Source organism: Roseovarius sp. B08 (assembly GCF_051417955.1).
Lineage (GTDB): Bacteria > Pseudomonadota > Alphaproteobacteria > Rhodobacterales > Rhodobacteraceae > Roseovarius.
This window is the reverse complement of sequence record NZ_JBPRLW010000001.1, coordinates 3,132,320-3,146,220: the sequence shown is the minus strand read 5'-3', so window position 1 is coordinate 3,146,220 and position 13,901 is coordinate 3,132,320. Positions and strand designations below refer to the sequence as shown.

The window sequence follows — 13,901 nt, the reverse complement described above, 5'->3', positions numbered from 1 at the left end:
CCATGGACATCTTTGAAATCCTGCTTTCCGCCAGCTTCTGGACCGCCGCGATCCGCATCGCGAGCCCGCTGATCTTTGCCACGCTGGGCGAATTGATTTGCGAACGCGCGGGCGTGCTGAACCTCGGGATCGAGGGAATCATGGTGGCGGGCGCCTTTGCGGGCTGGATGGCGGTCTATTCCGGTACCGGGCTGTGGATGGGCGTGGCCGTGGCAATGGTGGTGGGGATGCTCTTCGGGCTGATCCACAGCCTGCTGACGGTGCCATTCGGCCTGTCGCAGCATGTTGTGGGGCTGGGCGTCACGCTGTTGGCGACGTCGCTGACTTACTATGCCTATCGTCTGGCGCTGCCCGAAGTGACAAGCCCGCCCAAGATCGACGCCTTCCAGCCTTTCGAGATCCCGCTGTTGTCCGACATCCCGCTGATCGGTCCGGCGTTCTTCGCGCAGACGCCGCTGACCTACCTGGCGTTCATCCTGGTGGGCGTCGTGGCGCTGGTGCTCTATCGCACGCCGCTGGGCCTTGCCTTGCGCGCGGCGGGGAAAACCCGTCGGCCGTGGCGGCACAGGGCCTGTCGGTGACGGGCATTCGAATGGGCGCGGTGATCGTGGGCAGCGGGTTGATGGCCGTGGGCGGCGCGTTCCTGACCATGTCGGCCTTCGACAGTTTCTTTTTCGAGATGGTCAACGGGCGCGGCTGGATCTGCATCGCGCTGGTGGTGTTCGGCGCGTGGAAGCCGGGCAAGGCATTGCTGGGCGCGATCCTCTTTGCCGCGTTCGACGCGCTGCAGATCCGGGTGCAGCAGACGCCGCTGGGGGCCGACATCCCGTACCAGGTGTTCCTGATGATGCCCTATTTTCTGTCCATCCTGGCACTGATCGTCATGTCGCGCCGGGCCGAGGTGCCGGCGGCGCTGATGGTGCCGTTCAACAAGGGGGAACGCTGATGTTCGATCTTATCGTCAGGGGCGGCACGCTGCCCGACGGGCGCGTGGCGGATATCGGGATCGAGGGCGACAGGATAAAGGCGGTCGAGGACCTGTCGGACGCGCAAGCCCGCGAGGTGATCGCGGCGGAGGGCGATCTGGTCAGCCCGCCTTTCGTCGATCCGCATTTCCACATGGACGCGACCCTGTCCTACGGGCTGCCCCGGATCAACGCGTCGGGCACGCTGCTGGAAGGCATCGGGCTTTGGGGAGAGTTGAAGCAGGTCGTCACCCAGGACGAGATGGTGACGCGCGCGCTGGACTATTGCGACTGGGCGGTCAGCCAGGGATTGCTGGCGATCCGAAGCCATGTCGACACCTGCGATGACCGCCTCTTGGGCGTCGAGGCGATGCTGGAGGTACGCGCGCGGGTGCGCAACTATATCGACCTGCAGCTGGTGGCCTTCCCGCAGGACGGCTTTTACCGCGATCCGACGGCACGGGAAAACACGATCCGCGCGATCGACATGGGTGTCGACGTGGTGGGCGGCATTCCGCATTTCGAGCGCTCCATGTCCGATGGCGCGGCCTCGGTGCGCGAGCTGTGCGAGATCGCCGCGGACCGCGGCCTGATGGTCGACCTGCATTGCGACGAGACGGACGACCCGATGAGCCGCCACATCGAGTCGCTGGCCTATGAGGCGCAGCGGCTGGGGTTGCAGGGCCGCGTGGCGGGCAGTCACCTGACATCGATGCATTCGATGGACAATTACTATGTCTCGAAACTGCTACCGCTGATGGCCGAGGCCGGGGTCGCCGCCGTCCCGAACCCGCTGATCAACATCACGCTGCAGGGGCGGCACGACAGTTTCCCCAAGCGGCGAGGCCTGACCCGGGTAAAGGAGATGCATGCGCATGGGATCACCGTGGGCTGGGGGCAGGATTGCGTGCTCGATCCGTGGTACTCGCTGGGGACAGCGGACATGCTGGACGTCGCCTTCATGGGATTGCACGTGGCGCAGATGACCAGCCCCGAAGAGATGGCGCGGTGTTTCGACATGGTCACGCACCAGAACGCCCAAATCATGGGGCTGGAGGGGTATGGCATCGCGCCCGGCAAACGCGCCTCATTGGTCGTGCTGGATGCCGCATCGCCGATCGAGGCGCTGCGCCTTCGGCCCGCCCGTCTCGCCGTGGTCTCGAACGGCAGGCTGGTCAGCCGGATGCCGCGCGAGGATGCGGCGCTTTCCCTTCCGGGGCGCGCGTCGACGGTGCGCCGGCGGCATGATCCCGGCGGGTGACGGCGACGGACCCTGCATATGCAGTGCCGTGACTGGCCGCAAAGGTCTCGCTAGGTTGCTTTCGGCCGAATACGAGTGGGCCCATGCCGACGCTGCGCGTGGCGCCAGAACTCAGAGCGGCATTTTCAGTCTTCGCTGCACGTATGAACAATGGTTCTCGGAAGAGCACCTTAATAGCTTCAGGAAGGGTTCGGCGCCTGGCTGTTCTCGGTCACGCCTATCCGAGTGACAAGTTACTGGCAAAGCCAAAAGCTACAGTTCGGATCGTTTCCTAAACATAGCGGCGGACCCAGTCAGATGGGGAGCCTCTCCGCCCGTTGGTCGTTGATCCCGAACACATATCCTTCTATCATTCTAATAATATGACATTTGCGGTTTGCACTAAAGTTCCAGGAAACGAAATGACCCACCCTCTCGGCAAAACTCTCTTCAAAGTCGCGATCGTGTCCGACACCCATGTCAACGAAAAAGAGGATTTCTCCGCTTCACCCTACCCGGCCAATGCCGAGGCCAACCCACGGGCAAGGCACGTTTTTTCTCAGGTTAACCAGATCGATCCGGTGCTGACGATCCATCTTGGAGATATGGTAAACCCTGTCCCAGAGCTCGGAAGCTATGGCCCTGCCGCCGACAACTTTCATGCCATCGCCGCTAACCTGAAGGCGCCGATACACCTTGTGCCGGGCAACCATGATATTGGTGACAAGCCGGTAAAATGGATGCCCGCCGGCATGGTCAACGCCGAATTCACCGCGCTATATCGCAAACATTTCGGCAAGGATTATTATGCGGTAACCCATCAGGGCTGTCACTTCGTCGTGATCAACGCACCGCTGATGAACTCCGGCGACCCCGCCGAGGCCGAGCAAGCCGAGTGGCTAAAAGAATATCTTGCCAGCCATTCGGGTGAGCGCGTGTTCGTTTTTTCGCACTACCCGCCCTATATCAGCGATCCGGCCGAGCCCGGCAGCTATGACAATATCGAGGAACCGGCGCGTAGCTGGTTCCTGGACCTTGTCCGCACCCACAAGCCCGAAGCTCTGTTCTGCGCACACGTGCATAATTTCTGGTACGACCGTATCGGCGACACGGAATATTACATCACCCCATCGACTTGCTTCGTGCGGCACGACTATTCCGAGATGTACCGCATCGACGGCGGCGATCAGAAGGGGCGTAACGATGCCGCCAAGCTGGGCTTTCTGACGCTGGAACTGCGCGAGAACGGTCACATTGCGCACTATCACCGCACCTATGGCGCCACCCTTGCGGAAGGCGCGGGCATGGCCCCGCCAGTGGCCCCGCGCCCGCATGTGAAAGCCGGTGGGCTGGCCGGAGTTTTCGTTGATATGCGCCACGCTTGGGCAGAGGAACTTGCCGTTGCCCCTTCGGGCGCCGTGGATGAGTTCCGACGCAAACGGGCGCGCAACGACTACCCGGTCATGGCACTCTGGGAGATGGGCCTGCAAGGTCTGCGTGTTCCGATACAGGATTTATGCGATCCGCGCGTCCGCCGCCGTATGGAATTGATGTCCCGGCTCGGCCACCGTTTTCAGGTCTATCTCTACGGCATGCCGGACGCCGCCGAGCGGGAGGCGCTGGCTGACCACGCCGCACTGGTGGACCGGCTGGAACTTGTCCTGAATTGGGAGGAATTCGACGACCTGATCTCGCAGATCGAGGCGCTGAAGGCGGACACGGGGCTACAGATCATCCTGTCGAGAGTTAACCGCAAGGATGGAGCGAAGCATATCGGATCACGTTTCAACCATTTGATAAGTCACGGTTTCACACTGGCCGAGATGGATGAGTTGCAAGCCTTCATGACGCGCCATCCGGACCTGATCGACGGTGCCCAATTCACCATCCCGCGCAGCGCGTCACCGTGGCAGTCGGCCCGCCGCCTCGCGACGTTCGCAAAGGACACTCGCACCGCGCCTGTGCTCTACGTGAAATCCACCGAAGCGAGTCCGGCCGAGATCTATGAGGATGAGGTCGCCAACGCGCAGCGTTTCGCCGAGGCGGCGATGGCCGCGATCGGATTCGGCCTCGACGTGGTGCTTGACACGATGGACGATGCCGATCGCGGCTATTTCACCCGCACCGGGCTTGTCGACCGTCGCTTCAATCCCCGGCTCGCAGGCGAGTTGCTGTCAGTGCTTGCGCTGGAAACATCCCGAGGCGTATGGAGTGCCGCGTCGAGTGATGAGGCGACACTCGAACGGGACGGTCAGACGCTCAGGATTGTACCCGCGAACGAGGCCGGGCAGGGCGGCTGGATCTGCCCGCGCAGTGGCCAACGCGGGGATGTGGGCGACACGCCCGACACCGCGCTGGTGATACAAATCCGCTGAGCTTGCCGCGCAGTCCTGTGACTTTTCTCCAAAACGACTGACGGTCGCACCCTCTGCAAGGGGCGCGGCCGTTGTTTCGTGGGCATTGAACCCGAATTACTTGTCCGAAATCAGCAGGCAATCCACCGCGATCACGCCATCCGGCCCGGCCAGAACCGGGTTCAGGTCCAGTTCCTCCAGCCAATCCTCGGAGGCCACGGCAAAGCGCGACACTGCGCTGATCATCTTGCAAAGTGCCGCGCGATCTACCGGCGGTGCGCCCCGAACGCCGTCCAACATCACCTTTCCCTTCAGGCTGTTCAGCATCCGCCCCGCCTCGGCCTCGGTCACCGGGGCGCGATGGAATACCACATCCTTCTGCACCTCGATCAGGATGCCGCCCATGCCAACCATCACAACGGGGCCGAACACCGGATCGCGGCGAAGGCCGATCACCATCTCAACAGTCCCGCCGCCCATCTGCTGCACAGTCACACCGTCCAGCCTGGCCTCGGGCGCGGCTTTGGCGGCCTTTTCCCTGATCCGCGCGTAGGCGGAGCGCAGGGCATCGACATCCTTCAGCCCGATCTCGACGCCGCCCACCTCGGTCTTGTGCAGGATGTCAGCAGATTCGATCTTCAGAGCCACGGGCCAGCCTATATCCTCGGCCAGCGCCGCGGCCTCATCGGCAGAGGTCGCCAATCCCACGCGCGCAACGGGCACGCCGGCATCCGCCAGCATCTTGGCGGTGCGGACAGTCGGCACCGGGCCTGCGCCAGGGGCGGGCAGGACGCTTGGCGGCATCGCGTCGCCTTTGTCGGCCAGCCAGGCCTGCCGCGCCTCGTTCCAGTGAACCAGAGCCGCGATGGCGTCGATAGTGGGCTCGGCCCCGCGCAGGGCGCAGATGCCCAGATCGCGCAGCGCTTGCAGGCCTTCCTCGGGCGCAGCCACCCACGACACGACGAAGGGCTTGGTGGTTTCTTCCTTCAGTTGCCGGAACGTCTCGGTCAGCGTATCGACGAACCCGTCCATCAGCTGCAGCCAGACGGCGGCCACGTGCACCTTGGGATCGTCCAGCACCGCCTTGACGCTTTCCTTCAGCATCGACGGATCGGCGATGAACTGCGCCGTCACGTCCACAGGGTTTCCGGCAGCACCGAAGGCGGGCAAGATCTCGCGCAGCCGCCCCACCGTTGGCTCGGATAACTGCGGCACGTTCAGGCCGACTTCTTCGGCCCGGTCGCTCATCAGCACGCCGGCGCCGCCCGATTGCGTCACGATGCCAACCCCGCGCCCCTCGGGGCAGGCGGTGGTGGTGGACATATCGACGATATCCAGCATGTGTTCCTCGTTACGGGCGCGGATCACGCCGAACTGTCTTGTGATCCCGTCGAATACCGCGTCCTCACCGGCCAGCGCCCCGGTATGGGACGACGCGGCCCGAGCGCCGCTTTCGGTGCGGCCCACCTTGGTCACGGTCAGGGGCTTGCCCAATTCCATCGCCCGGCGCGCCGTGCGGATCAGCCCCGCGCCGTCGGTGACCCCCTCTATATAGCCTGCCAGAGTGAAAATTCGCGGATCCTCGACAATCTTGCCCAGGCAGTCGGCAAAAGTCACATCCGTCTCGTTGCCGGTATTGGCGAAATAGCCGAGCCCCAGCCCCCGCTTGCGCGCCAGCGCCGCGATGGCGGTGCCGAATGCGCCCGACTGGGTGACGAAGCCAACCGGCCCGGGGCTGGTCTTGCCCATACCGTACTGGGTGAAGGTGGCGAACGCCCCGTCGAAGGCATTGATGATGCCCAAGGTGTTTGGTCCGCAGAGGCGCATGTCATAACGCGCGGCGATCTCGACCACCTCGCGCTCCTTCTCGCGGCCTTCCTCGCCCATCTCGCCAAACCCCGAACTGAAAACGATGGCCGCGCGCACGCCAGCCTCTCCGGCGGCGGCCAGTTGCTCCGGCACCAGCTTGGCGGGGACGGAGATGACGGCCAGGTCCGGTGTTTCAGCGATCTCGCCGATCCCACTGTAGCAGCGGTGCCCGCCGACCTCGTCATACTTGGGATTCACCGGAAAGATCTGTCCGGTATAACCCTTATCCAGCAGGAACTTCATGACTCGGCCGTTCAACTTGTTGAAATCGTTCGACACGCCGATGATCGCGATGGATTGCGGCGAGAGCAGGCAGTCGAGGGCGTCGCGCCCGGTCAGGTCTTTCATGTCGGTATGCCCCTTATTTTCCATGCCGTTTCCAATGCGTTCCGAAAAGCTCTTCCTCGGATGGTTTGTCCGTCGGGATGGTCCGCACGAGATGAGTGATATTCATGAAATGCCGCGCATTGAGGTTCTCGGTGATCGAGTTGCCGGCCCAGGTGCCGCCACCCATGGACAAGGTGAATTCCAGCGCGTTTTCGAAACTGCCTCCATTGCCCATGGTGTGCGCCTGGTTAACCAATACGCGCACCACGTCGATCCGCTCGGCCAGCATCTGCGCGTGTTCCGGCGTGGCGGTGTGGATGCCCACCGAATGCCCCTTGCCGCAGACATCGAGGATGCTGCTTAGCTGATCCACCGCGTCCTCCATGTCGGTGATCCGATAGACCGTCAGCACCAGCGACAGTTTCTCGTCCGTAAACAGGCTGTCGGGATCAGGGCGGCCCTCCTCGACCATAAAAAATCGTGCGCCTTTGGCCGCGTCGTCCAGTTCGAAGACCTCGCACAGGGTTTCCGCATCCTTGGCGATCACCCGGCGGTTCAGACTGCCGTTCGTCCAAAGCCTTTCGCGCGCACGCTCCTTTTCCTCAGCCGAGCAGACATAGCCACCCGCGCGGGCCAGTGCCGCGATGGCCTCGTCATAAACCGCGTCATGGATCAGCACCGAGTTTTCCGAGGAACAGGATGTGGCATTGTCGAAGGTCTTTGACTGGCAGATCTTGGCCGCCGCATCATCGAGATCGGCGCTTTCGTCGATCACCACCGGCACATTGCCCGCGCCCACGCCGATCGCCGGGGTGCCCGAGGAATAGGCGCGGCGCACGTTGTTCTGCGACCCGGTGACGACCACGAGGTCCGCCTGCTCCATCAACTCCTGCGTCAGGGCCTTGTTAACCGGCTTGGGCAGGATCTGAACCAGGTCGGCCGGGAAGCCGCATTTTTCCAACTCCGCCCGCATGTGCCCGACCGCGGCGTTGGTGGCGCCCCAAGCCGAGGGGGAGGGTGCGATGATAACCGCGTTTCGGCTTTTGACCGCGAACATCGCCTTGTTCACCGGCGTCGCAGTGGGGTTGGTCGAAGGCGTCACGGCTGCCACGACGCCCACGGGCTTGGCATATTTCACCATCCCGCGGTCGGGGTCGTCCTTGATCACGCCCACGCTTTTGACACGGGAAAGGTCACGCAGGCAGCCGAAGGTCTTGCGCTGGTTCTTGATGACCTTGCTTTCGATGTCGCCGAGGCCGGTCTGCTCCACCGCCAGTTCGGCCAGCGCGCGGGCGCGACGCGGTTCGTAGATGGCCCAGGCCAGCGCGGTGACGGCGGCGTCGGCGTCATCCTGAGTGGCGTTTGCGAACTTTGCCATGGCGTCGCGGGCCTTGGCGACAAGGCCGTCGATGATCGTTCCTGGATCGGATGCGTCCATTCTCTCCGTCCTCCTGATTATCACGCGAAGGCGCGGATGCCGGTCTGCGCGGCCCCCAGCACCAGCGAGTGTATGTCATAGGTGCCTTCCAGAGTGTTCTCGACCTCAAGATTCAGCATGTGGCGCACCACGTGGTACTCGTCGGATATGCCGTTGCCGCCATGCATGTCCCGCGCCGTTCGGCATATCTCCAGCGCCTTGCGCGCCGCGTTGCGCTTGACCAGCGAGAACATCTCGGGCGTGGCGCGCCCCTCGTCCTGCAGCCGCGACAGGCGCAGGGTGGCGTGCAGCGACAGGGCGATCTCGCTCTGCATGTCCGCGAGCTTGGCCTGCACCAGCTGGCTTGCCGCCAGCGAGCGGCCGAATTGCTGGCGCTGCATCACGTAGTCGCGCGAGGCCTGCCAGCAGAATTCGGCGGCCCCCATCGACCCCCAGCAGATCGCCAGCCGCGCCCGGTTAAGGCAGGTGAGCGGCGCCGACAGGCCCTTGGCATGGGGCAGCATCTGGTGCGTCGGAACGAACACCTCGTCCATCGAAATCTCGCCCGTGGGCGACGCCCGGACCGAGAACTTTCCCTCGATCTTGCGCGTCTCCAGGCCCTTGGCACCCTTTTCCAGGATGAAGCCGCGCACCACGTCTTCGTCATCGCGCGCCCAGACCACCAGCACATCGGCGATCGAAGCGTGCGTGATCCACACCTTGTTGCCCGACAGGCGGTAACCACCATCGACGGGCCGGGCCCGCGCCCGCATCCGCGATGGGTCCGAGCCGGCGTCGGGTTCGGTCAGGCCGAAACAGCCGATCAACTCGCCCCGCGCCATGGGCGGCAGGTACTTTTCCTTTTGTTCGTCACTGCCGAAGCGGTGGATCGGCGTCATCGCCAGCCCGCCCTGCACCCCACACGCCGAACGAAAGGCGGCATCGACCCGCTCCAACTCCCGCGCGACTAGGCCGTAGGCGGTGTAGCTTGCACCGGCACAGCCGTAGCCGTCGATCTGCATACCCAGGAACCCCATCTCGCCCAGTTCGCGCATGATCGCGGGATCGAAGGTCTCGTGCCGGTGCCAGTCGCGAATGAGAGGCATCAGGCGTTCCTGCGCGAAGTCATGGGCGGAATCGCGGATCATCCGCTCTTCCTCGCTCAGCAGGTCCTCGATCAGCAGCGGGTCGCGCCACTCGAAATGGGGTTTGCCGCCATCCGCCATCACAGCACTTCCATGACGATCGCGATACCCTGGCCCATGCCGATGCACATCGACGCCAACGCGTATTTCGCGCCGCGCCGCCTGGCCTCGTGAATGGCGGTCAGCGCGATACGGGGGCCGGATGCGCCGAGCGGGTGGCCGATGGCAATCGCGCCGCCGTTGGGGTTCACCCGGTCGTCGTCTGCCGACAGGCCCATGCCCTTCATGCAGGCCAGCGCCTGCGCGGCGAAGGCCTCGTTGATTTCAATGACGCCCATGTCGTCCATGCCGAGGCCCGCACGCTTCAGCGCCAGTTCCGAGGCCGGAACGGGGCCATAGCCCATCGTGCGCGGCGGCACGCCAGCAACACCGCTGGCTAGGATGCGGGCAATCGGGTCGCGCCCGATTTTCTCGCCCGCTGCCTTGTTACCCATCATTAGCGCCACGGCGCCGTCATTGAGGCCCGAGGCGCTGCCCGCCGTGGTCACGCCGTCCGTGTGGATGGCCCGCAGCTTGGCCAGCCCTTCCATATCGGTCTTGGGGCGGGGGTGCTCGTCGGTCTCGACCGTGACGTCCTCGCGCCCACGTCCGCCGGGCACGGTGATCGGTGTGATTTCCGAGGCAAAGAAGCCGTGCGCGTGCGCATTGGCCCAACCTTGTTGCGAGCGCAGGGCATAGGCGTCGCTGTCCTCGCGGCTGATGTCATGCTCCTTGGCCAGGTTGTCGGCGGTCTTGGGCATGGAATCGTTGCCGAATTCCTTTTCCAGCTGCGGGTTGGGAAAGCGCGCACCCACCGCGCTGTCGAACCATTCGAGGTTGCGGGCAAAGGGGCGGGCGTGCTTGCCCACTACGAAGGGCGAGCGGCTCATGCTTTCGACACCACCCGAGATCAGCACTTCGCCCTCGCCACATGTCAAAGCATGAGCGGCCGAGACCATCGCGCCAAGGCCGCTGCCGCAGTTCCGCTGGATCACCGTGCCCGGCACCGTTTCCGGCAGTCCAGCGCGAAGCAGGGCGTGGCGCGCAACACAGCGGCTGTCCTCGCCCGCCTGGTTGCCGCAGCCGACGATGACGTCATCGATGGCGGCGCCGTCAATGTCGGCACGCTCCATCAGCGGCTTGATCACCTCGGCCAGCAGGTCATCTGGCCGGATGCCGGACAGCGCGCCGCCCGAGCGTCCGAAGGGGCTGCGCAGACCGTCATAGATATAGGCATCGAGCATCGTGGAGTTCCTTTCGAATGTCTTCTTTGTCTTGTCTGTTCGTCAGGGGCGCAGGGCGGCTCAGCCCCGCGCCGGTGTCTCTTCGGTCGTTGCTGACATGCTGAGTGCGGCCCGGCGGCGCAGCCATGGACCGACGCGGTGGCGCGGGTCGCCCGAGCATTCGGCCATCCCGTCGAGAATCTGCACGATCCGCGACACGCCCAGCACATCGGCGAATTCCAGCGGGCCGTTGGGATAGTTGAGGCCCAGCTTCACCGCGCGGTCGACATCTCCGGGCGTGGCGATCCTGTTCTGCGCCACACTGGCGCCGATGGCGCAGATCATTGCGAGGATCCGCTGCGCGACAAAGCCGGGGCTGTCCTGGATGCGAGTGACAGGTGTGCCGTCTTTGGCCAGCATGGCATGCGCCTTGCGCATCGGCTCGGCGCCGGTGACGATGGTTTTCATCACCGTCCGGCGGCCCTTGAAGTCGAAAATGGGATCGACGGCGACAGTGCGCGCGGCGTCCAGTCCGGCCCGCGCTGCGTGAGTTGTGGCATCAAGGCCGAGGGGCATGATCAGAATGACCGCGTCCGCGCCGGGGCTGTCGCCGGTTTCCAACTCGGCGCCCGATGCAGTGACGATCTCTTTCAGGGCGTCGGCATCCTCTCCGGGTTCTACCCAGAAGGTGCCGCCCTCGAACTTCGGCGCGGCGGGTTCTTCGGGGCGTTGCTGTTTGCCGTCCTCGTAGACATAGTGACCCTGCTTGGTCTTGCGGCCCAAAAGGCCCGCCTGCATCCGCTGCCCCATCAGCATCGCGGGGCGGAAGCGCGGTTCGTGATAGGATTGCTCGTAGATCTCGACCGTCGCTGGGTGAGTCACGTCGAGCGCGGTCAGGTCCAGCAGTTCGAATGGCCCCATGCGAAAGCCTGCGGCGTCGCGCATGATGGCGTCCACGTCGGCGAAGGTCGACACGCCCTCGTCCACCAGGTTCGTGGCCTCCAGCGTGTAGCCTCGCCCCACCTGGTTGACCAGGAACCCCGGCGCATCGGCCACGCGAACAGGTGTGCGGCCCATGACCTTGCCCAGTTCGACCAATCGGTCGATGATGGCGGGCTCGGTGCGGATGCCCGCGATGACCTCGACCAGCGGCATCAGCGGCACCGGGTTGAAGAAGTGAAAGCCCGCAACCCTGTCGGGCCGGTCGCAGGCCGCTGCCAGCCGGGTGATCGACAAGGACGACGTGTTGCTGGCCAGGATGCAGTCGGGGCGCGTGGCCTTTTCCAACGCCGCAAAGACCCCAGATTTCAGTTCCATGTCCTCGCTGACCGCCTCGATCACCACGTCGGCCTCGGAGAAATCCGTCATGTCCCTGGCCGGCATCAGCCGGTCCTTTGCGGCGCCGGCCTCATCGGCGGTCATGCGCTCTTTCTTTATGGCGCGGTCCAGCATTCCGTTAATGAACTCGATCGCCTCGGTGGTGGCTTCGGCTCTCGCATCGTAAAGGATCACGCGGCAACCGCCAGTCGCCGCCACCTGTGCGATGCCGCGCCCCATGGCGCCTGCGCCGACGACGCCCACGGTTTGGCTTTCGCTGTCTGCTGCCATGGTCATTTTCCTTTGAAGTTCGGTTTGCGTTTTTCGATGAAGGCGTTCATGCCCTCTTCCTTGTCCTCTGTGTCAAACAGAGTGTCGAAGGTGCGCCGTTCCAGCATAAGCCCTGCGTCGAGCGACGTATCCTGACCGGCCAGCACGACCTCCTTGATGCGGCGTGCGGCCAGCGGGGGCAGGGCGGCGATCTGCTCGGCCAACTCCATCGCGCGGTCCAGTACCGCGTCATCGGCCACGCATTCGCTGGCCAACCCCATACCGAACGCCTCGCGCCCCGTTATGGGGTCGCCCGTCAGCATCATCTTCATGGCTTTGAACTTGCCGACCGCGCGGGTAAGGCGCTGGGTGCCACCACCGCCGGGCATGATGCCGACCTTGATCTCGGGTTGCCCGAACTTGGCACCTTCGCCCGCGACGATGATGTCCGCGTGCATGGCCAGTTCGCAACCGCCGCCCAAGGCAACGCCACGCACCGCAGCGATGAAGGGGATAGGGCAGTGCCCGATTACCTGCCACATCCGCCGGACGTTAGAGCGGGTAATCTCGGCCGTGCCCATGCGGGCCATGTCCTTCAAATCGGCCCCGGCGACGAATGCCTTGTCATCGCCCGTCACCACGACACAGCGGGCATCAGGATCGTCGTACAGTGCCGCGAATCGGTCGGTCAGGGCCTTCCGAAGATCCGGGCTCAGGGCGTTCCGGCTTTCCGGTTTGTTCAATGTCAGCAGGATCACGCCGCTGTCGCGGCGCTCTTCCAGGATCAGGTCCGGCATCAGTCTCCTCCCCCAAGGCCAGCGTAATCGGGTTAAATTCATACTATGATTGGAATGACATAAAAACAATCACAATTTTCTGGACGGATCCATTCTTTGTTTGCTAGCCTGAAGGAAGAGTCATTCCGACGGTGTGCCGGAGCGGCGCGACGAAACAGGGGATCGACAGCATGGACGTTCTGCGGAAAAGTCCCGGCAAGCTTTACCTTCACGTGGCGGATATCTTGCGCCAGCGGTTGCGCTCCGGCGAGTTGTCCCCGGGCGACAGGCTCAAACCGATTTCCGAATTGGCCGAAGAATTCAAGGTGGCCACTGTCACCATCCGTCAGGCGGTCGCTATTCTCGAGGATGAAGGCCGTCTGATGCGCCAACAGGGTGCAGGGACCTTTGTCACCGAGAGCGTGGGGGCCGAGGATACGTTTGCAGTCGGGCTAGATTGGCCGGAGCTCTTGGATATGGTTACCAAGACCGACCCGCGGCTCATTGAAAAGCGCGAGAACGTGGAGCTGAAGGCGGGCGACCTCAAGGGAGGAAGCGCTGCCGACTCGTATGTCTTCCTGCGGCGTGTGAACGCTCTGAAGGGGCTCGATTGCCTCGTGGCCGATGCCTACATCGCCTCGGATCTCTACGCGCAATGCCCTGAGCGGTTCGATCACGAGACGATCATCCCGGTGATCGAATCGCTGCCCGGCGTGACCATCGCCAAGTGCCACCAGACCCTGACCATCGGGCAGGCGGACATGGACAAGGCGTCGCTTCTGGGCTTGCCGCTCAGCTCTCCGCTTGGCGACATCCGCCGGATCCTGACGGACCCTTTGGGCCGCGTCCTTTACTTCAACGATGTCTCCTATCGCGGCGACATGGTGAAATTCGAGATCAGTCTCGATTTGACCGCAGGCAAGGCGGAGGAGCCGAACCGGCGGTCCTGACGGCACGCG

9 protein-coding genes and 1 pseudogene are annotated in these 13,901 nt (G+C 63.9%); 4 read left to right on the top strand and 6 right to left on the bottom strand.

Annotated elements, in window-relative coordinates; genetic code table 11:
* The first annotated feature begins 2 nt into the window (after window positions 1-2).
* The 3 genes and pseudogenes from ACSQ76_RS16020 (at window position 3) to ACSQ76_RS16010 (ending at window position 4,580) form a co-directional block, all read left to right on the top strand.
* Window positions 3-946 (top strand): annotated as a pseudogene (locus ACSQ76_RS16020) (ABC transporter permease).
* Window positions 946-2,226, top strand: a complete 1,281-nt coding sequence (locus ACSQ76_RS16015; RefSeq protein ID WP_437157376.1) for an amidohydrolase family protein — start codon at window positions 946-948, stop codon at window positions 2,224-2,226. The pseudogene ACSQ76_RS16020 and the gene ACSQ76_RS16015 overlap by 1 nt, the downstream one beginning before the upstream one ends.
* A gap of 317 nt (window positions 2,227-2,543) precedes the next feature.
* Window positions 2,544-4,580, top strand: a complete 2,037-nt coding sequence (locus ACSQ76_RS16010) for a metallophosphoesterase family protein (protein ID WP_437157375.1) — start codon at window positions 2,544-2,546, stop codon at window positions 4,578-4,580.
* A 96-nt stretch (window positions 4,581-4,676) separates the two neighbouring features.
* Here the strand turns inward: ACSQ76_RS16010 and ACSQ76_RS16005 are convergent, their stop codons facing one another.
* Genes ACSQ76_RS16005 through ACSQ76_RS15980 form a run of 6 tightly spaced genes read right to left on the bottom strand, consistent with a single transcriptional unit; the run spans window position 4,677 to window position 12,963 of the window.
* Window positions 4,677-6,776 (bottom strand): acetate--CoA ligase family protein, encoded by a 2,100-nt coding sequence (locus ACSQ76_RS16005; RefSeq protein ID WP_437157374.1) that lies wholly within the window; start codon window positions 6,774-6,776, stop codon window positions 4,677-4,679.
* 13 nt (window positions 6,777-6,789) lie between these two features.
* Window positions 6,790-8,193, bottom strand: coding sequence for an acylating sulfoacetaldehyde dehydrogenase (gene sauS, locus ACSQ76_RS16000; RefSeq protein ID WP_437157373.1), 1,404 nt, complete (start codon window positions 8,191-8,193; stop codon window positions 6,790-6,792).
* 20 nt (window positions 8,194-8,213) lie between these two features.
* On the bottom strand, window positions 8,214-9,398 hold the full coding sequence (locus tag ACSQ76_RS15995) for an acyl-CoA dehydrogenase (protein WP_437157372.1): 1,185 nt from the start codon (window positions 9,396-9,398) through the stop codon (window positions 8,214-8,216).
* Window positions 9,398-10,600, bottom strand: a complete 1,203-nt coding sequence (locus ACSQ76_RS15990; RefSeq protein WP_437157371.1) for an acetyl-CoA C-acyltransferase — start codon at window positions 10,598-10,600, stop codon at window positions 9,398-9,400. The genes ACSQ76_RS15995 and ACSQ76_RS15990 overlap by 1 nt, the downstream gene beginning before the upstream one ends.
* A gap of 60 nt (window positions 10,601-10,660) precedes the next feature.
* Window positions 10,661-12,187, bottom strand: coding sequence for a 3-hydroxyacyl-CoA dehydrogenase (locus ACSQ76_RS15985; RefSeq protein WP_437157370.1), 1,527 nt, complete (start codon window positions 12,185-12,187; stop codon window positions 10,661-10,663).
* 2 nt (window positions 12,188-12,189) lie between these two features.
* On the bottom strand, window positions 12,190-12,963 hold the full coding sequence (locus ACSQ76_RS15980; protein WP_437157369.1) for an enoyl-CoA hydratase-related protein: 774 nt from the start codon (window positions 12,961-12,963) through the stop codon (window positions 12,190-12,192).
* A gap of 170 nt (window positions 12,964-13,133) precedes the next feature.
* Here ACSQ76_RS15980 and ACSQ76_RS15975 point away from each other — a divergent pair, with 170 nt between their 5' ends.
* Window positions 13,134-13,892, top strand: a complete 759-nt coding sequence (locus ACSQ76_RS15975) for a GntR family transcriptional regulator (protein ID WP_437157368.1) — start codon at window positions 13,134-13,136, stop codon at window positions 13,890-13,892.
* Window positions 13,893-13,901: the final 9 nt, after the last annotated feature.

Excerpts from the sequence above, each read along its gene's own strand:
- ACSQ76_RS15980 (WP_437157369.1), bottom strand. The coding sequence starts at position 12,963 with ATGCCGGACCTGATCCTGGAAGAGCGCCGCGACAGCGGCGTGATCCTG.
- ACSQ76_RS16005 (WP_437157374.1), bottom strand. The coding sequence starts at position 6,776 with ATGAAAGACCTGACCGGGCGCGACGCCCTCGACTGCCTGCTCTCGCCG.
- ACSQ76_RS16015 (WP_437157376.1), top strand. The coding sequence starts at position 946 with ATGTTCGATCTTATCGTCAGGGGCGGCACGCTGCCCGACGGGCGCGTG.
- ACSQ76_RS15990 (WP_437157371.1), bottom strand. The coding sequence starts at position 10,600 with ATGCTCGATGCCTATATCTATGACGGTCTGCGCAGCCCCTTCGGACGC.
- ACSQ76_RS15995 (WP_437157372.1), bottom strand. The coding sequence starts at position 9,398 with ATGGCGGATGGCGGCAAACCCCATTTCGAGTGGCGCGACCCGCTGCTG.
- ACSQ76_RS15975 (WP_437157368.1), top strand. The coding sequence starts at position 13,134 with ATGGACGTTCTGCGGAAAAGTCCCGGCAAGCTTTACCTTCACGTGGCG.
- ACSQ76_RS15985 (WP_437157370.1), bottom strand. The coding sequence starts at position 12,187 with ATGGCAGCAGACAGCGAAAGCCAAACCGTGGGCGTCGTCGGCGCAGGC.
- sauS (WP_437157373.1), bottom strand. The coding sequence starts at position 8,193 with ATGGACGCATCCGATCCAGGAACGATCATCGACGGCCTTGTCGCCAAG.